The 17,725-nt window shown below is 64.8% G+C and carries 16 protein-coding genes and 2 pseudogenes; 8 read left to right on the top strand and 10 right to left on the bottom strand.

The window, feature by feature from the left end:
- On the bottom strand, positions 1 to 286 hold a 286-nt coding region (locus K225_RS21225; RefSeq protein ID WP_026436496.1), incomplete at its 3' end, for a transposase.
- A gap of 113 nt (positions 287 to 399) precedes the next feature.
- Here K225_RS21225 and K225_RS0118455 point away from each other — a divergent pair.
- Entirely contained in the window at positions 400 to 3,531 is a 3,132-nt protein-coding gene (locus K225_RS0118455; RefSeq protein WP_026437738.1) for an efflux RND transporter permease subunit, read from the top strand.
- Between the two features lie 561 nt (positions 3,532 to 4,092).
- Positions 4,093 to 4,905 (top strand): SDR family NAD(P)-dependent oxidoreductase, encoded by an 813-nt coding sequence (locus K225_RS0118450; protein WP_026437737.1) that lies wholly within the window; start codon positions 4,093 to 4,095, stop codon positions 4,903 to 4,905.
- Here the strand turns inward: K225_RS0118450 and K225_RS0118445 are convergent.
- Together K225_RS0118445 and K225_RS0118440 are read right to left on the bottom strand one after the other, a co-directional pair.
- Positions 4,887 to 6,245: an MATE family efflux transporter gene (locus K225_RS0118445; RefSeq protein ID WP_051249075.1), complete on the bottom strand. Its 1,359-nt coding sequence runs from the start codon at positions 6,243 to 6,245 to the stop codon at positions 4,887 to 4,889. The genes K225_RS0118450 and K225_RS0118445 overlap by 19 nt on opposite strands.
- A gap of 69 nt (positions 6,246 to 6,314) precedes the next feature.
- Complete coding sequence (locus K225_RS0118440) at positions 6,315 to 6,794, bottom strand: MarR family winged helix-turn-helix transcriptional regulator (RefSeq protein WP_026437735.1); 480 nt, start codon at positions 6,792 to 6,794, stop codon at positions 6,315 to 6,317.
- Between the two features lie 73 nt (positions 6,795 to 6,867).
- On the opposite strand from K225_RS0118440, the gene K225_RS0118435 reads away from it, so the two are divergent.
- Both K225_RS0118435 and gloA read left to right on the top strand, forming a co-directional pair.
- Positions 6,868 to 7,419, top strand: a complete 552-nt coding sequence (locus tag K225_RS0118435; protein WP_026437734.1) for a PaaI family thioesterase — start codon at positions 6,868 to 6,870, stop codon at positions 7,417 to 7,419.
- Positions 7,416 to 7,829 (top strand): lactoylglutathione lyase, encoded by a 414-nt coding sequence (gene gloA / locus K225_RS0118430; RefSeq protein WP_026437733.1) that lies wholly within the window; start codon positions 7,416 to 7,418, stop codon positions 7,827 to 7,829. Before K225_RS0118435 ends, gloA begins: the two co-directional genes overlap by 4 nt.
- 115 nt (positions 7,830 to 7,944) lie before the next feature.
- Here gloA and K225_RS0118425 read toward each other — a convergent pair whose 3' ends face one another.
- A complete protein-coding gene (locus tag K225_RS0118425) occupies positions 7,945 to 8,469 on the bottom strand; it encodes an OmpA family protein (protein WP_034713363.1) in 525 nt (174 codons plus the stop codon).
- Between the two features lie 98 nt (positions 8,470 to 8,567).
- Between K225_RS0118425 and K225_RS0118420 the strand changes: the two genes are divergently transcribed.
- Entirely contained in the window at positions 8,568 to 9,161 is a 594-nt protein-coding gene (locus K225_RS0118420) for a gamma-glutamylcyclotransferase (RefSeq protein ID WP_026437731.1), read from the top strand.
- Positions 9,162 to 9,491: 330 nt separating this feature from the next.
- A complete protein-coding gene (locus K225_RS0118415) occupies positions 9,492 to 10,013 on the top strand; it encodes a superoxide dismutase family protein (protein WP_026437730.1) in 522 nt (173 codons plus the stop codon).
- An 8-nt stretch (positions 10,014 to 10,021) separates the two neighbouring features.
- Here K225_RS0118415 and K225_RS0118410 read toward each other — a convergent pair whose 3' ends face one another.
- From K225_RS0118410 to K225_RS0118400, 3 genes are read right to left on the bottom strand one after another with little or no spacing between them, the layout of a single operon-like run.
- Positions 10,022 to 10,594: an NTP transferase domain-containing protein gene (locus tag K225_RS0118410; RefSeq protein ID WP_026437729.1), complete on the bottom strand. Its 573-nt coding sequence runs from the start codon at positions 10,592 to 10,594 to the stop codon at positions 10,022 to 10,024.
- Entirely contained in the window at positions 10,594 to 12,876 is a 2,283-nt protein-coding gene (locus K225_RS0118405; protein ID WP_026437728.1) for a xanthine dehydrogenase family protein molybdopterin-binding subunit, read from the bottom strand. Before K225_RS0118405 ends, K225_RS0118410 begins: the two co-directional genes overlap by 1 nt.
- A 15-nt stretch (positions 12,877 to 12,891) precedes the next feature.
- Entirely contained in the window at positions 12,892 to 13,353 is a 462-nt protein-coding gene (locus K225_RS0118400) for a (2Fe-2S)-binding protein (RefSeq protein WP_026437727.1), read from the bottom strand.
- Positions 13,354 to 13,542: 189 nt separating this feature from the next.
- Between K225_RS0118400 and pdxH the strand changes: the two genes are divergently transcribed.
- Complete coding sequence (gene pdxH / locus K225_RS0118395; protein WP_026437726.1) at positions 13,543 to 14,181, top strand: pyridoxamine 5'-phosphate oxidase; 639 nt, start codon at positions 13,543 to 13,545, stop codon at positions 14,179 to 14,181.
- Positions 14,182 to 14,290: 109 nt separating this feature from the next.
- Here pdxH and K225_RS0118390 read toward each other — a convergent pair whose 3' ends face one another.
- The 3 genes and pseudogenes from K225_RS0118390 to K225_RS0118380 form a co-directional block, all read right to left on the bottom strand.
- The gene (locus tag K225_RS0118390) at positions 14,291 to 15,238 is read right to left on the bottom strand and encodes an AEC family transporter (RefSeq protein ID WP_026437725.1); all 948 of its coding nucleotides are present in this window, start codon (positions 15,236 to 15,238) and stop codon (positions 14,291 to 14,293) included.
- 123 nt (positions 15,239 to 15,361) lie between these two features.
- Positions 15,362 to 15,968, bottom strand: a pseudogene (locus K225_RS0118385) (chromate transporter); the annotation flags it as partial.
- A gap of 53 nt (positions 15,969 to 16,021) precedes the next feature.
- A complete protein-coding gene (locus K225_RS0118380) occupies positions 16,022 to 16,969 on the bottom strand; it encodes a sensor domain-containing diguanylate cyclase (RefSeq protein ID WP_026437723.1) in 948 nt (315 codons plus the stop codon).
- Positions 16,970 to 17,641: 672 nt separating this feature from the next.
- On the opposite strand from K225_RS0118380, the pseudogene K225_RS22315 reads away from it, so the two are divergent.
- Positions 17,642 to 17,725, top strand: a pseudogene (locus tag K225_RS22315) (IS5/IS1182 family transposase); the annotation flags it as partial.

The raw sequence follows: 17,725 nt of genomic DNA, 5'->3' as shown, positions 1-17,725 counted from the left end.
CGATGCGCAGAGCGCCGGCGTCGGTCAGCACGGTCTTGGCGCTCTTGCCGTTGCGGTGATTGGCCGCAGCCCCTTCGGGCTTGGCCTGGCCGGGGGCGTAGCCCAGGTGGTGACTCATCTCCGCGCCCAGCGCGCGCTCAAGCACCGACTTCTTGAACTGCTGGAAGATGCCCTCAAGCTCGGCTGGCGTGACTGGCCCGGGAATGAGTTGCTCAAGCAGCTCGGCTGAGAATTGCGGCTGCGCCGCCTTGTCCGCTGATGCGGTGGTCTTCGTCTTGCGTGGCATTCATGCTCCTTGTTGACATGCTATGCCTCACACACAAACTTTCTGACAGGCTCCCCGTGGGCAATGCGCCGGCCAGTCCGCACGCCGGCCATAACTGACCCTCAGGGAACACCATGCTCGCGAAGATCATTGGCTGGTCGGGAAACAACCGCTTTCTGGTTCTGCTTGCCACCCTTTTTGTCATTGCAGGGGGAGTGTTCGCGGTCCTGCGAACACCGCTGGATGCGCTGCCGGACTTGTCCGACGTGCAGGTCATCGTCTATACCGAATACCCTGGGCAAGCGCCCCAGGTGGTCGAGGACCAGGTCACCTATCCGTTGACCACATCCATGCTGTCGGTGCCCAAGTCCAAGGTGGTACGCGGTTTTTCCTACTTTGGAGCGTCCTTCGTCTACATCATCTTTGAGGATGGCACAGACATTTACTGGGCGCGCTCCCGTGTGCTGGAATACCTCAATTTCGCATCCGGCCGAATGCCCAAGGGTGTCACGCCGCAAATCGGCCCTGACGCCACCGGTGTGGGTTGGGTCTACCAGTACGCCTTGCTTGCCAAGGACAAGACGCTGGCCGAGTTGCGCACTTTGCAGGATTGGTACCTGCGCTATCAGCTGACCAAGGCACATGGCGTGGCCGAGGTGGCATCCATTGGTGGTTTTGTCCAAACCTACCAAGTCACCGTCGATCCGGTGAAGCTGCGGGCCTACGGCATTCCGTTGGCCAAGGTATCACAGGTCATTCGCGACTCCAATCGTGACGTCGGCGGCCGCGTTGTCGAGATGGCCGAGACGGAATACATGGTGCGCGGCAAAGGCTATTTGCGCGGCGTAGCGGACATTGAAAACCTGGTCGTCAAGGCTGAAAAGGGCACGCCCGTATTGATGCGAGACATTGCCCGCGTCGAGATCGCTCCCGACGAACGGCGCGGCCTGACTGAACTCAATGGGGAGGGCGAGGTGGTCTCGGGCATCGCCATGGCCCGCTATGGCCAGAACGCCCTGGAGGTCATCCATAACCTGAAGGAGAAGATCTCCGAGGTCTCGACCGGCCTGCCCGAGGGCGTGACCATCGAGGCGGTGTACGACCGCTCCGACCTGATTCATCGGGCCATCGATACGCTCAAACGCACGCTGCTGGAGGAAAGCCTGATCGTGGCCTTGGTCTGCATGGTGTTCCTGATGCACATTCGATCCGCCCTCGTGGCTATCTTGATGTTGCCCGTGGGTGTGCTGATTTCCTTCATCGCGATGCGCCTGCTGGGCATGAATTCCAACCTGATGAGTCTGGGGGGTATCGCCATTGCGATCGGTGCCATGGTGGATGCGGCCATCGTCATGATCGAGAACGCCCATAAGCACTTGGAGAGGCTCCCGCCCGAGCACGACGGCAGGCAGCGAGCGCAAGCCATGCTCACCGCCTGCAAGGAGGTCGGCCCGGCACTGTTCTTCTCGCTGCTCATCATCACCGTGTCGTTTCTGCCTGTGTTCACGCTGGAATCACAGGAGGGACGCATGTTCTCGCCGCTGGCCTTCACCAAGACCTTCTCCATGGCGGGCGCGGCGCTCCTGTCGGTGACGCTGGTGCCGGTGCTCATGATGATCTTCATTCGCGGGCGCATCATGCCGGAGTCACGTAACCCGGTGAACCGGTTCTTGATCTGGGCCTACCGACCCATCATCGCCGCTGTGATGCGCTGGAAGAAGGCGACCATTGCTATTGCCCTGATCGTGCTGGGGGTGTCGCTCTATCCGGCCAGCAAGCTGGGGTCGGAGTTCATGCCGACACTCAATGAAGGCACCTTGCTCTACATGCCCGCTTCGCTGCCCGGCATGTCGATCACCAAAGCCGCCGAGTTGCTGCAGACGCAAAACAAGATCATCAAGAGCTTTCCGGAGGTGGAGTCGGTCTACGGCAAGGCAGGGCGAGCCAGCACGGCCACCGACCCCGCACCGACGGAAATGTTCGAGACGGTCATCAACCTCAAGCCTGAGTCAGCGTGGCGATCTGGCATGACCACCGATAAATTGATCGCCGAGATGGACAAGGCACTGCAGTTTCCAGGCGTCTCCAATGCCTGGACCATGCCCATCAAGGCGCGCATCGACATGCTGTCCACCGGCATCCGCACGCCCATTGGCATCAAGGTCTTCGGCAAGGACTTGAACGAAATGGAACGCCTGGCGCGGGAGATCGAGACCGTAGTGAAAGCGGTGCCAGGCACAACCTCGGCCTTCGCGGAGCGGATCACAGGCGGTTTCTATCTCAATATCGAGCCTGACCGCACGCAGCTGGCGCGCTACGGGCTGGCGGTGGGTGATCTGCAGGAAGTCATTGGTACGGCACTCGGCGGGGACATGGTCACTACCACGGTGGAAGGGCGAGAGCGTTTTGGCGTGACGGTGCGCTACCCGCGCGAACTGCGATCCGATCCGCAACAAATCGCTCGCGAGGTCCTGGTGCCGACCATGGACGGAGCCATGGTGCCGCTAGGCCAGGTCGCGCGCGTGGAGGTGGCCAAGGGCGCACCGGGCATTCGCACCGAAAATGGATTGCTCTCAGCCTACATCTTTGTGGACATCCGAGAGCGTGACGTTGGTGGCTACGTCGCCGAGGCGCGCAAAGCAGTGAACGAGCAGGTCAAATTCCCGCCCGGCTACTACGCCACATGGAGCGGTCAGTTCGAGTCCATGGAGCGTGCGGTGCAGAAAATGAAGGTGGTCATCCCGGTCACCTTGCTGATCATCTTCCTGCTCCTGTACCTGAACTTCAAGCGGTTGACCGAAACCTTGATCGTCATGTTGTCGGTGCCGTTTGCCTTGGTGGGCGGTATCTGGCTCATGTGGTGGCTGGGCTACAACATGTCGGTGGCCGTTGCGGTGGGTTTCATCGCGTTGGCTGGGGTGGCGGCGGAGACGGGTGTCATCATGCTGATCTATCTCGACCATGCTTGGGAAGAGATTCAGACCCAGCGGCGTGCCGACAACAAGGAGCCTAGCGTGGCAGATCTCTATGAGGCCATCATGGAAGGCGCAGTCGAGCGGGTTCGTCCCAAGATGATGACAGTCGTTGCCATCATGGCGGGCCTGCTGCCCATCATGTGGGGCACTGGCACCGGCTCGGAAGTGATGAGCCGCATTGCCGCACCGATGGTCGGCGGCATGATTTCCTCGACCGTACTGACGCTGGCCGTGATCCCTGCGCTTTACGCGCTCGTCAAGCAAGTGGAACTTCGAAGAAGGCGCGCTTGATGCAATAGGCCTCGCATGCACAAGCAACTACTCGCCCGTGGCATCCGGGTAGGCAAAAATGGTTCTCAGGTGAAGGCGGGCCCGACAGAAAGGTGGTCCAAGCACGAAGGAGGGCGGCTGCACCTCGATGGTGTCGCACTTCAGCCGTTTTCCGGACCTACTTTCTGTCGCCTGGCTGGGATGTCAAAGGAGTTGCCTGTAAGCAACCCGCTGACGAGAGGAAATGCGAAGCAGATCATCAGTTGGTTGGATGTGAATTTAAATAGTTAACATAATATACATCGTATCTAGTCGCACAGCGCATCAAGGCCAGGCGGTTTGACCCGGAAACCCGCGCCCAGCTTGCCTCCCGCTTCGTCACCCTGTACCGCTCGCTGGGGTGGGATCAGGCCGCCTGCGCGAAGAATCTTCACATCACCCAGCGGACTTTACATAACTGGGAAACCGGGCGGCACGACATTCCTTACACGGCCTACCGGCTGCTGCGGCTCCTGAACCGCATGGAGCTACCGGGCGATGCCTGGGCGGGCTGGGCTAGCGCAAACCGCTACCATCCAAGCCATGACCATACCTGCACCGGCAACTCCCCCAGCATCCACCATCCATTTAGGCCACCAAGGTCGGGTTTGCATCGTCACCGGCGGCGCACAAGGCATTGGTGAGGCCTGCGTCCGCCGTTTTGCGGCCGAAGGCGCCAAGCCGGTGATCGTCGATGTGGACGATGCACGCGGCCAGGCGCTGGCGCAGGAACTGGGTGTGCTGTATGTCCATTGCGATGTGGGTGACAAGGCCCAGGTGGACGCCCTGGTGGCCCAGACTCTGGCGGCCCATGGTCGCATCGACGTGCTGGTGAACAATGCGGGTATCTTTCGCGCTGCAGACTTCCTGGACGTGACCGAAGTCGACTTTGACGCTGTGCTGCGGGTCAACCTCAAGGGCTCGTTCCTGGTCGGTCAGGCGGTGGCGCGGGCCATGGTGGCACAAAATGACGGTTGTGGCGGTGGCTCCATCGTCAACATGAGTTCGGTCAACGGTGTGCTGACCATTCCCAATATTGCCAGCTACAACGTGAGCAAAGGCGGCGTGAACCAGCTCACGCGCGTGATGGCGCTGGCGCTGGCCGACAAGAACATCCGTGTGAACGCCGTGGCGCCCGGCACCATCGCCACCGAGCTGGCCGCCAAGGCCGTTCTGACCAGCGACGAGGCCAAACACAAGATCATGAGCCGCACGCCCATGAAGCGGCTGGGCGAGCCGTCGGAGATTGCCGATGTGGTGGCCTGGCTGGCCAGCGATGCCGCCAGCTATGTGACCGGCGAGATCGTGACCGTGGACGGCGGGCGCATGACGCTGAACTACACCGTTCCGGTTTGAATGCGCGGCCAGCCTACCGGGCCAAACCATGCGCCGCCCGCAATCGCCCAGGCGTTGACCGCGCCGTACAGCACCAGCGCCACGGTTTGGGCGGCGAACACCGCCGCCAAACCGCCACCCCAGTGCAGCGCCAGCCAGCCGCCGGTCACCGCAACAGCCAGGCGCACGATGTTGCCGATGACGGGCCAGAGGAGGCGCCCTGCCCCTTGCGAGGCAAAGTACAGCACCAGGCCCAGGCCAAAAAATCCATAGGCAGGGCCCACGGTGCGCAGATACAACGCACCCGCCTCCAGCATGGCCGGCTCGTTGTTGAACAGCGACAACCACGCGTTGGGAAACGTTGCCGCCCATAGGCCAATCGCCTCGGCCATCACAAACGCCATGGCTGCGCCGATCCAGGTGGCGCGTAGCGCCCGCTCGCGCTGGCCCGCGCCGATGCAGGTACCCACCATGGCCACCAGCGGTGCACCCAGACCAAAGACCAGCGGTACCAAGAGGTATTCCAGCCGGGACGCCGTGCCGTAGCCCGCGATGGCCGCCGTGCCAAAGCCGCCCACCAGTGCGGTGGTGACGCCAATCGCCAGGTTGGTGGCGACGGTAGAGACCATGCCCACCAGCCCGACCCGCAGGATGTCCTTGAACAAGACCCAGCGAAACCGGATGTGCGCCAACGACGGCCGCAGCAGGCTGCGCGGCGACCACAGGTACGCCGCCAGCACCACGCTGCCAGCCAGGTAGTACGCCATCAGCGCGATGGCCCCGCCGGCGATGCCCAGGCCGGGCATGGGGCCCCAGCCAAAGATGAACAGCGGCGACAGCGGCACCAGCACGAAGGCCCCCAGTACCGTGACATAGGCCGGCACGGCCATGTTGCCCGTGCCCCGGATCACGGCCGACAGCGTGTTGAACAGCCACACCAGAAACGCACCCGCAAACACCCAGCTGGAATAGACCAGTGCCGCATCCAGCGCGCCGCCCGTGCCGCCCATGCGGGTGTAGAGCCAGCGCCCTCCTCCCACCAAGCCTACCGTGAACACCAGCGAGAAAACCGCCGCAATGGCCAGTGCATGCAGCACCAGCGCATCGGCATCGTCACGCCGCCGGGCGCCCAAAGCGCGTGCAATGGCCGACGCAATAGCGCCGCCCATGGCCCCGGCGGAGGTCATCTGCATCAGCATGACGACCGGAAACACCAGCGCCATGCCCGCCAGCGCGTCGGTGCCCAGTTGGCCGACAAAGTAGGTCTCGATGAGCCCGACGCCCGCCTGTGCCAGCATCACCAGCACATTGGGTGCCGCCAACCGCAGCAGCGTGGGCGCAATCGGCGCCTCCAGCAGCATGCGGGTGCGGGGGTTGAGGCCGTCAGTCACAGGACAGACGCCGTTGCAGAAGAACAGGCCTGGCACGCATCAGTCGGCATGGCCATGCTCATGTACGGGTAACGCCGCCAGCAGATCCATGGATTCATCCACCAGCGCATGCAATGCCATCACGCGCTCCACGCCGAGCGCTTCATTCAGCGCGCGTTGCGCGGCCTTCCAGTGGCGCTGCGCCTGGGCGCGTTTGTTGCGGCCGGTGTCGGTGATGTGCACCAGGCGGCTGCGGGCATCGGCGCCCGCTTCCAGCGTGACCCAACCGGCATCCACCAGCGGGCGCAGGTTGCGCGTCAACGTCGAGGCGTCCATCTTCATGGCCACCGCCAGGTCGACCGGACGGATCGGGCCCAGCTTGAGCACGTGTGACAGCAGCGAATACTGCGTGGTCTTGAGCCCGCATTGGGCCATTTCGGCGTCGTAGTGGTTGGCCACGCGGCGCATCAGCTGGCGCAGCTTGAAGTTGGTGCAGCCCTGCGGCAGCACGGGGACCAGGGTCGATGGTTCGGCTTGCATGGATTTCATTGTATCTGCAATAATTGCATATGCAACCAACGCGTTTCAACCACACCACCGCCCCGTACGCCCCATGACCCAGCACAACCACCTTGAACACTGGCTCGCGCAGGAGCGCGACATCCTTGCCGCACTGGATGCAGGCCCCGGCCCGGGTGTGGCCCGCCGCGACCAGATCGCTCACCTGACCGGCCTGCAGCAAATGCAAGCCATGCTGCGTGGCGAACTGCCCTATGCCGCCATCGCCAAGACGCTGGACTTTTTGATCGTGGACGTGGGCGAAGGTATGGCCACGTTCCAGGGCACGCCCCGCGTGGAGCACTTCAACCCCATGGGCACCGTGCACGGGGGCTGGTTTGCCACCCTGCTCGATTCGGCCCTGGGCTGCGCAGTGCACACGCGCATGGAGCCCGGGCGTGGCTACACCACGGCCGAGCTGGGCATCAACCTGGTCAAGGCCATCACACCCAAGGTGCAGCGCGTGCGCGCCGAGGGCCGCGTGATCCATGCTGGGCGCCAGTTGGCGACGGCCGAGGCGCGCCTGGTGGGGCCCGATGGCACGCTCTACGCCCACGCCACCACCACCTGCCTGGTTTTCGACTTGCCGGCACAATCGAAGGCATGAAATTCCTCCACACCATGCTGCGCGTTGGCAACCTTCAACGCTCGATTGATTTCTACACCCAGGTGCTGGGCATGCAACTGCTGCGCCAGTCCGAGAACCCCGAGTACAAATACTCGCTGGCGTTTCTGGGCTTCGAGGGCGGCAACCCCGGCCAGGCCGAGATCGAGCTGACCTACAACTGGGGCGTGGAAAGCTACGAGATGGGCACGGCTTATGGCCACATCGCACTGGGCGTGCCGGATGCCTATGCCGCGTGCGAGAAGATCAAGGCCTCGGGTGGCAATGTGACACGCGAAGCAGGCCCGGTCAAAGGCGGCACCACGGTGATCGCGTTTGTGACGGACCCCGATGGCTACAAGATCGAACTGATCCAGCGCGCCGAGGGCACGGGCGGCGCTGGTTTGCGTTAATCCTTCACCATCAAATAAATAGCTGGTAGCGCTTTATTGATAAAAGGTAGTGGCATTCTTCACTCATAAAAAAACCCGGCATTGCCGGGTTTTTGGGTTCAATGCAAGCTCTTGGTCACTGGGCGCTCAGTGCCACTTCCACGCGGCGGGCTTCGGCGTTGCTGCCGCTGGCGGTGGTTTCCTCGGGCTTCTTCAGTTCGATCTTGTCTTCCGCCACGCCCAGGGCCTTGAGCGCGTCGCGCACGGCAAAGGCGCGTTGCTTGGCCAGCTCGGCATTCAGGGCGGCATCGCCCGTGGCGTCGTGGAATCCCGAAACCACAGCCGTCTTGCCTTCGGACACACCCTTGACCACATCGGCCAGGGCTTCGTTGGCGCCTGCGGCCAGGTCGGCCTTGGCGCTGGCAAAGTAGAACTTCACCACGCCGTTTTCCACGCGCACGCTGGCGCCGTCGGTGGCCGCTGCGTCAGCGGCGGGTGCTGCTGGCGCGTTGCTTGCAACAGCGGTTGCAGCGGGCTTGGGTGCTGCCGAGCCGCCCATGCGCTTGACCACCACGGTGCCCACCACCACGGAAATCAGCAGCGCAATCAGCGCAATCAGGAAACCGAGGGCAAAACGTTCTTGGCTGTCGTCGTCAGACATGGGAAATCCTCGTAAAAATGGTGGTGCCAGTGGCGCGCAACCCGCATGGTGGCGCACCCGGCCTGTTGAAACAAAGCCTTGGATTGTAGAGTGAACGCATGACGAATCTGCCCGCCCCCCTGCGAGATCCTGCACCCATGCTGGAGCGCGCCCTGATGGACTGGGGTGGCCACGAGGATCTGTGGATCTTTGGCTATGGCTCGCTCATCTGGCGCCCGGACTTTGACTACGCAGAGCGCAGAGCCGCCAAGGTGCACGGCTGGCACCGTGCACTCAAGATGTGGAGTCGCGTCAACCGGGGCACGCCCGAATGCCCGGGCCTGGTGTTTGGCATGCTCTCGGGCGGCAGCTGCCGGGGCATGGTGTTCCGTGTGGACAAGGCGCATGCCCCGCAGGTCCTGGCCAACCTGTGGCAGCGCGAGATGGTCACCGCCGTGTACGACCCACGCTGGCTGGCCTGCCAGACCCCGCACGGTCCCGTGCGCGCCCTCGCCTTCACCCTGTCGCGCAAGAGCCCCAACCACACCGGCGTGCTGCCCGACCATGAATACCGCCGCATTTTCGAGCAGGCCCGCGGGCGCTTTGGCACCACGCGCGACTATGCGCAGACCACCCATGAGGAGTTGCTTCGGCATGGCATCCAGGACCAGGCCCTGGCCCGTCTGATTGCGCTGACACACCGTCGGCGCTGAGCCCAGGCCTCCTTCGATAAGGGCCATGCGCGTGGTTGCCACCACATCCTTGATCGCAGGCCTCGTTGCCGTCAACGTTCGCGACGGTTCGCGGGGGAGCCCTGTTGGCGGTGAGGCTGACAGCGGCAGCCGAAGGCAATGGGGAGGCTGGCGGTGTGAGCGACGGGCTCTGGCACCGTTGCAGCCGCCGGGGATGGCAGTTGTAGTTCTTTCACGCCAGATGGAGAATGCACCATGGGGCACGATGGCGCTCGCCGGCAGCACCTGTGGCAGGCACCCCAGCCTGTGAGTGCCGGTGCTTACCGTCAACCTTTTTCAGGAGTTTCAGGCATGTCCTTGCACACCGTTTTCCTATCGACCACCCTGGTGGCCTCGCTGGCGGGCTGCGCCGCCTATTCCGCTGGTCCCAGCGCCACCGCCCAGCTCCAACCCACGCGCGGCAACACTGCAGCCGGCACGGTGACGTTTGTCCAGTCGGGCGATGTGGTGAAGGTGTCGGGCACCATCAGCGGCCTCAAGCCGGGCGCAGAACATGGTTTCCACGTCCATGAAAAAGGCGATTGCTCCAGCGGCGACGGCATGGGCACGGGCGGCCACTTCAACCCGGGCGGCAAGCCGCACGGCCACCACGGCATGGGCGAACACCACACGGGTGACCTGCCCAGCCTCAAGGCCGACGCCAGCGGCGTGGCTGCATTCCGCTTCGAGTCGCGCACCATTCGCGTGGGTGGCAGCGCCAACGATATCGTCGGCAAGGGGCTGATCGTGCACCGCGACCCGGATGACTACCAGACCCAGCCCACTGGCAATGCCGGCCCGCGCCTGGCCTGCGCCGTGATCACGGCGAGGTAAACGCACCGCTACGGGCGCGCTGCCAGCAACTGCGCGACGCGCTCCAGGTCCTGCACGGTGTCCACGTCGGTCACCGTGCCCACGTCTTCCACCTCCACCCACCGCACCCGGCCCTGCTGCGCCTGCTGGCGCACCACGCGCGCGGCGCCCTGCTCGCCCGCCAGGGCCAGTAGTCCGGGCAGGCATTGCGCCGCAAAACCCACGGGGTGACCATGTTCACCCTGGCGCACCGGCACCGCCACGGCACAGTCCGCCAGGGCGGCTGCGATGTTGCGCAGGGTGTCGGGCTGGACCAGCGGCAGATCGCCGGGCAATACCAGCCAGCCGGGGGCATCGGCCGTGGCGCGCACTGCGGCGGCAATCGAATCCCCCATGCCCGGGTGGCCCGCATCCTCCAGATGCCAGGGCAAACCGCTGGCGCGCACGGCGGCCAGGGTGTGCTCCAGCACCGTGCGCCCCGCCAGCGGCGCGCACAACTTGTGCACGGCACCGCCCGATGCGGCAAAGCGCTCGCCCCGGCCCGAAGCCAGTACCAGCACCACGGGCGGGGCGGCGCAGGGCGCGCGGTTTTCTCCTGCCATCACGCCAGCTTGAACGGCAGCTCGCGCGGCGTCTTGCCCGTGATCTGGGCAATGGCGTTGGCAAACGCCGGCGCCAGCGGCGGCAGGCCTGGCTCGCCCATGCCCTTCGGCGGGTCGGCGCTGGGCACGATGTGCACGGTCACCTGGGGCATGTCGGTGATGCGCGGTACGGCGTAGTCGCCGAAGTTACCTTGTTCCACCACGCCGTCCTTGAGGGTGATGGCGGCGCCCGGCAGGCAGGTGCCCAGGCCCATCAGCGCGGCACCCTGCACCTGCGCTTCCACACTGCGCGGATTGACCGCCAGGTTGCAGTGCACCCCGGCGGTGATGCGGTGCAGCCTGGGCGTGCCGTCTTTCACCGAGGCCTCGACCACATAGGCCACCACCGACTCGAACGACTCATGCACCGCCACACCCCAGGCGCGGCCAGCGGCCAGCTTCTTCTTGCCGTAACCCGACTGGGCGACGGCCAGCTGCAGCGCCGCCTTGTGGCGCGGGTGCTTGTCGCCCATCAGGGCCAGCCGGTAGGCCACGGGGTCTTGCTTGGTCGTGCGGGCCACTTCGTCGATCAGGGTCTCCATGGCGTAGGCCGTGTGGGTGGAACCCACGCTGCGCCACCAGAGCACCGGCACGTTCACGTCCGGGTGGTGCACCGACAGTTTCATGGGCACGTCGTAGGGCTCTTTCATGCCCTCGATGGCCGTGGCGTCAATGCCGTTCTTGATCATGAAGGCCTCGAACGGCGAGCCCTTGGTGATGGACTGGCCTACGATGGTGTGGTCCCACGCCAGGATCTTGCCCTTGGCGTCAAAGCCGATCTCGGCGCGGTGCACGTGCATGGGGCGGTAGTAGCCGCCCTTGATGTCGTCTTCGCGGCTCCACAGCGTGCGCACCGGCGCGGTGATGCCGGCAGTGCGCGCGGCCTTGGCCACGCCGCAGGCCTCCACCACATAGTCGCTGGTGGGAATGGCACGGCGGCCAAAGCCGCCACCGGCCATCTGGGTGTTGACCTTGACGTTCTGCGGCTGCAGGCCCAGCGTCTTGGCGGCGGCCATCGCGTCCAGGCCGGGCATCTGCGTGCCCATCCACAGTTCGGCCTTGTCACCGTCCAGTTTCACGGTGCAGTTCAATGGTTCCATGGGCGCGTGCGCGAGGTAGGGGAAGACGAACTCGGCGCTGATCTTGTGGGGCGCGCCCGCCAGCGGCGCCATGTCGGCCTGCAGGGCCACGTTGCCCGGCTTGGCGGCCAGTTCGCGGTACTGCGCCAGCAGCGCAGTGGTGTCGGACTTGGTGACCGCGCTGGTGTCCCATTCCACCTTCAGCGCATCGCGCCCCTGCTTGGCAGGCCAGTAGCCGTCGGCCACGATGGCCACGCCCTCGCCGCCTCGGTCGGTGGGTACGCGCAGCACGGCCTTCACGCCCTTGATGGCTTTGGCGGCGCTGTCGTCCAGCGACTTGACCTTGCCGCCAAACACGGGCGGGCGGGCCACCACGGCCGTCAGCATGCCAGGCAGGCGCACGTCAATGCCGTAGTCCTGCTGGCCGCTCGACTTGGCCTTGGCATCCAGCCGCCCGGTGGGCTTGCCGATCAGGCGGAACTGTTGGGGGTCCTTGAGCGCGACCTTTTCCGGCACGGGCTGCTTCATGGCGGCCTCGGCCAGCGCGCCATAGCCCAGCTTCTTGCCGCCAGGGCCGACCACAAAGCCGTTGCTGGTGCGCAGCGTCGACGCGTCCGCACCCCACTGCGCAGCAGCGGCCCCGACCAGCATGGCGCGGGTGCGCGCGCCCAGCTCGCGGTACTGGGTGTAGGAGTTCTTGATGGAGTTGGAGCCCCCCGTGAGGTGCATGCCGAACGCAGGGTCGGCATAGGCCGGGTTGGCGTCGCCGTGCACGCTGCGCACCTTGCTCCAGTCGGCGTCCAGCTCTTCGGCCAGGATCATGGGCAGGCCGGTTTGCACGCCCTGGCCAAAGTCCAGGCGGTTGATGGTGACGGTGACGGTGCCATCGGCGTCAATGCGCACGAAGGCCGAGGGCTGCTCGTGCGGCTTGAGGCCTGCGGGTGCCGCAGCCGCCGCACCCTGCTCGGCGGACACCAGCGGAAACGCGCCCAGCGCAAAGCCCGAGGCCGCAGACACCTTGAGGAAGGTGCGGCGCGCCACGCCGTCCGGCGCGTCCAATGCTCCCGAAGTGATAGCGCCTTGCGCTCTATCCATTAGCGCCTGGAGGTGTTTTGGCATGAAATGCTGTGCCTGGCCCTGCAGGGCATGGGGTTCGAAGTGCATGGTGTTCTCCTTCCATCAGGCCAGGGTCTTGGCGGCGTCGTGGATGGCCGCGCGGATGCGCACATAGGTGCCGCAGCGGCACACGTTGCCCGCCATGGCAGCGTCGATATCGGCGTCGGTGGGTTTTTTCTTGCCTTGCAGCAAGGCGGTGGCGCTCATGATCTGGCCGCTCTGGCAGTAGCCGCATTGCGCCACGTCGTGCTTCACCCAGGCAGCGTGTACCGCTTTGCCCACCTTGTCGCTGGACGTGACGGCCTCGATGGTGGTGATCTTCTGGCCCGCCGCCGCCGAGATCGGCGTGATGCAGGAGCGGACGGGCGCGCCGTTCAGGTGCACCGTGCAGGCCCCGCACAAGGCCTGGCCGCAGCCAAACTTGGTGCCGGTCAGGCCCAGCGTGTCGCGCAGGGCCCAGAGGATGGGGGTGGATTCATCGGCATCCACCGCCATGTCTTTGCCGTTGATATTCAGATTGGGCATCGTGGGTTCTCCTGGTGGAAAGAGGAAATTCATGGGCGCACGAACGGGGCCGCACACAGGGCTGCACAAAGTGCCGTGCAATCAACCCGTGCGGCACGTTACGCCTTCCGTCCATCCCTGCGCCCGCACAAGGTTACTTGGCGCACCGACAGGGCCGTCGATTGCATCGGGGCGTGCACAATCGTACCCATGACCACCTCCATTGCCGACCTCCGCAAAAGCTACGAGCGCGCCGAACTCAACGAAGACGCCTCCCACGCCGCCCCCCTGCAGCAGTTTGACCAGTGGCTGAAAGAAGCCATCAGCGCCGAAGTGCCCGAGCCCAACGCCATGACCGTGGCCACTGTGGGCAGCGACCTGCGCCCCAGCACGCGCGTGGTGCTCATCAAGGGCTACGACGAGCGCGGTATCGTCTGGTTCACCAACTACGACAGCCGCAAGGGCCGCCAGATCGCCGGCAATCCCTATGTGGCCCTGCAGTTCCACTGGGTGGAGCTGGAGCGCGTCGTGCGCATCGAAGGTGTGGTGGAAAAGGTCAGCGATGCGGAAAGCGACGAATACTTTGCCAGCCGCCCGCTCGACTCGCGCATCGGCGCCTGGGCCAGCCCGCAAAGCCAGGTGATTTCTGGCCGCGGCGTGCTGGTGGCCAATGCCGCCAAATATGGTGCGCAGTTCATGCTCAAGCCCCCGCGCCCACCGCACTGGGGCGGCTACCGTTTGAAGCCCGAACAGTGGGAGTTCTGGCAGGGGCGCAAAAGCCGCCTGCACGACCGCCTGCGCTACCGCCAGGACGGCGGCGCCTGGGTGCGCGAGCGGCTGGCGCCCTGAGCGCCCCCTATTCCATTGCCAAACCCTCCGTGGGGTTGTCGCGTCAACTTGCCATGCTACCGCCCTGCCTGCGGCTTCGCGCCTGGACGCGAATGATCCGGAAACGGGATTACAGCCGGGCCGCCAACAGCAGCGCCACCGGCACCGTGACCAGCGCCAGCGCGGTGGACACCGCAATGCTGGCGGTGACTTCATCCTGCGCCACTTCGTAGCGCTGGGTGAACAGGAACACATTGGCGCCCACGGGCAGCGCCGCCGCCACCACCATCACGGCCAGCGACAGCCCCGACAAGCCTAGCGTCCAACCCAGCGTGCCCAGCACCAGCGGATGCACGACGTTCTTGACCAGGGCGATGCGCAGTGCGGCCTTGAAATGCGTGCCGACGGTGCTGAAAGCCATCGTGACCCCCACCAGCAGCAGCGCCAGCGGCCCCAGCGCCTGCCCCAGCAGCTGCAGCGGCTTGCCAACCACCTCGGGCACCACCAGCCCGGTCTGCGCGAACAGCAGCCCGGCAATGATGGGCAGCGGCACGGGGTGCACGATGCCATTGCCCATGGCCTGCAGCACTGTGCGCAGCATGGAGTGCTGCGGGCCGTCACCCGAACGGGCGCGTTCGCGCGCGGCGGCCAGTTCGAACACCACCGTGGCGGCGGTCAGCAAAATCAGGGCATGCACTGAAATCAGGGTAAATAGCGTGACCAGCCCGGCCTCGCCAAACACCAGCCCCACCAGCGGCACACCGATCATGATGGTGTTGCTGAAAGTGTGGGCCAGGCCGCGTGCCGCCGCCAGGCTGCTGAAGCCCTGCACCACCAGCGTGGCGGCAAAGATCAGACCGGCAGCGGCGAAATACACGGCCACGGGGCCAAAGTCGAGGTCCTGCACCTGCACGGAGCTCATGGTGCGAAACAGCAGCGCAGGCGTGAGCACCATGAACACGAGGTTGGACAGATCCTTGACCGAAGCGGCCCGGATCCAGCCGCGCCGTCCCGCAAAAAAACCCAGCGCAATGAACAGGATGACCGGAACCAGGGACGTGAAGACGGGAGAGTTCAAGGTAGGACGGGCGCAGTGCGCAAAGAGCCGAGGAGAAAGCCCGGCACCCTGGCGCCGAAACTACTTTTTTGATAGCTGATGGTGCTTTTCCATTCAGCGCCAGTGACTATTTTGGTATAAAAATCACAGCCACGCGGCCAACAGCGCGCCCCCTGCTCCGCAGGCCAGCACCACCGCCCAGGGCGGCGCGCGCCAGAACGCCAGCGCCACAAAGGCGGCCAGCGCCAGGCCAAAGTCGGCGCCGCCGTGGATGGCGCTGGTCCACACGGGGTCGTACAGCGCCGCCAGCAGCAGTCCCACCACGGCGGCATTCACGCCCGCCAGCGCCGCCTGTGCATGCGGATTGCGCCGCAGGGGCTCCCAGAACGGCAGGGCATCCGCCACCAGCAGAAACGAGGGCACAAATATCGCCACCAGGCACACCGCCGCCCCCAGCCAGCCGCCCGGCCAGACCTGCATGGACGCGCCCAGAAACGCCGCAAACGTGAACAGCGGCACCCCCCCCGTGCGCCGGCGCAGCGGCACATGAAGACCATCCGGCGCACCGATGGCAGGTTCTGGCGCTACCGCCCTGCCTCGCCCAAACAGCCACCAGCCGGCCGCGCCCGCGGCCAGCATCACACCCACCTGGCCCGCCACGCCGGGCACCAGCAGCACCCAGCAGCACCCAGCAGCATGCCAGCGCCATCAGCGTGACCCGCGCCTGCCCCACGCACAGGCTGCGTGCCATGGAGGTGGGGTCACCGCCAGTGCCGCATTGCGGCATGGGACGGGCCGGCGCGCTCAAGCTGCCACCTGGACCGTCTCGATCCGGCTCCTGCCGTTTTTCTTGGCCGCATAAAGTTGCTGGTCCACCGCCTCGATGAAACGCGAAGGCTTGATGTGTTCGCCTGGCGTGACGGTGCCAACCCCGATGCTGACGGTGACGCGCTGGTCCAGCGGGGATTGCGCGTGCGCTATCGCCTGCTTCTGAATCAGCCGCTGGCAGCGTTCGGCAACTTTCAAGGCCACCGCGGCGTCGGCTTGCGGCAGCAGCACGACAAACTCTTCGCCGCCAAAACGCGCAGCCAGGTCGCGCGGGCCGTCCAGCGCCAGGTTCAGTGTTTGCGCAATCTCGATCAGGCACTGGTCGCCGCGCACATGCCCGTAGAGATCGTTGTATTGCTTGAAAAAATCGATGTCGAACAAGAGGATGGACAGGGGCTGCCCGTTGCTGCGTGCGATTTCCCATTCCACTTCGAGGCTGGCATCAAACCGGCGCCGGTTGGCGATGTTCGTCAACCCGTCCTTGAATGACAGCGCTTCCAGTTCTTTTTGCAGAACGAGCAACTTCTCTTCGGTCTTCTTGCGTTCGCTGATGTCGAACATGAAGCCAATCAGCGCGTCGGGTTCGCCCTTTTCATTGCGCACCACATGTACCACATCGCGCAGCCAGACATAGCCGTTGTCCTTGGTCAGCGCCCGGTAGTCGGCCTCGTGATCGACTCCGGCCTGCGACTGGGCCACGCAGAAATTCACCACGTGGTCGCGGTCCTCGGGGTGCATGCGCGTCGCCCAGTCTTCCACGGTCATCCAGCTTTGCGGGCTCCAGCCCAGCAGCGCTTCGATCTGGGGGCCGATGTAGGCAAACTTCTTGGTCGCCCAGTCGATCTTCCACGGAATGGCCTTGGTCGATTCCAGAAGGGTTCTGTAAACCGCGTCGTCGTTGCTGAGTTCACTCACGTCGGACATGCTCCATCCCTCCGGGGTCAATGTTGCTGAAATTATTGCTTACTAAAGTCACAGCATCACACAAGCCCTGCTCCGGTCGATTTCAGGATGCAGAGGGTTCGTCCCCAGCCACATGCCACTGCGCAGGCCCTCGGGCCGTTCGCGCGACCCCACCTGCGCGCTGGCCCCCAGGTTTCCTGCTGCACATTCAGCCCGGCATACACGCCATAGCCCGGGCCCGCGCGGACCGAGCGCCCGGCCTGGATCACCGTGGCCACGTCGATGGAGCCGCGCCCCTCCACCGCCAGCACCGCACCGGTCGACCGGTGCTGCGCCAGCAGGCACCGTCCACCCGCCCGGCGTTGACCAGGGTGTCCAGCGCCTCCTGGCAGCCCGTGCCGTCCTCCACATTCCCGCTGAACCACCGAAACCCGTCCGCACAAGGGCTGTTGGCCCGCAGAAATTTCTTGCTGAATTCCATGGCCATCACTCCGTGTGCAGCGCAGCAGTCTTTGCGCGATGGGATGCCAGGCGCGGTGCGCGGCCAATAGCCCCGCTCTTGGCAAGCGCCGCAACGCCGCAGACCGCCCGCAAAGACCACTGCCCCAAGGGTTGGAGCGAAATTGGGCGAGATCGCGAACAGGCTCTAAGAACCTGTTCAAAGTCTCCCCACTGGCGTGAGAAGCTCGGGGAGTGAGAAAGAACTATCCGAGCGACATCAGTCGCGAACAATTCGAGACCATCAAGCCACTGTTGGAAAGCGCGCGCAGGAAGACT

Source organism: Acidovorax sp. JHL-9 (assembly GCF_000426205.1).
Taxonomy (GTDB): domain Bacteria; phylum Pseudomonadota; class Gammaproteobacteria; order Burkholderiales; family Burkholderiaceae_C; genus Acidovorax; species Acidovorax soli.
The sequence above is the reverse complement of the archived record's forward strand: the minus strand, read 5'-3'. Positions and strand labels throughout refer to the sequence as shown.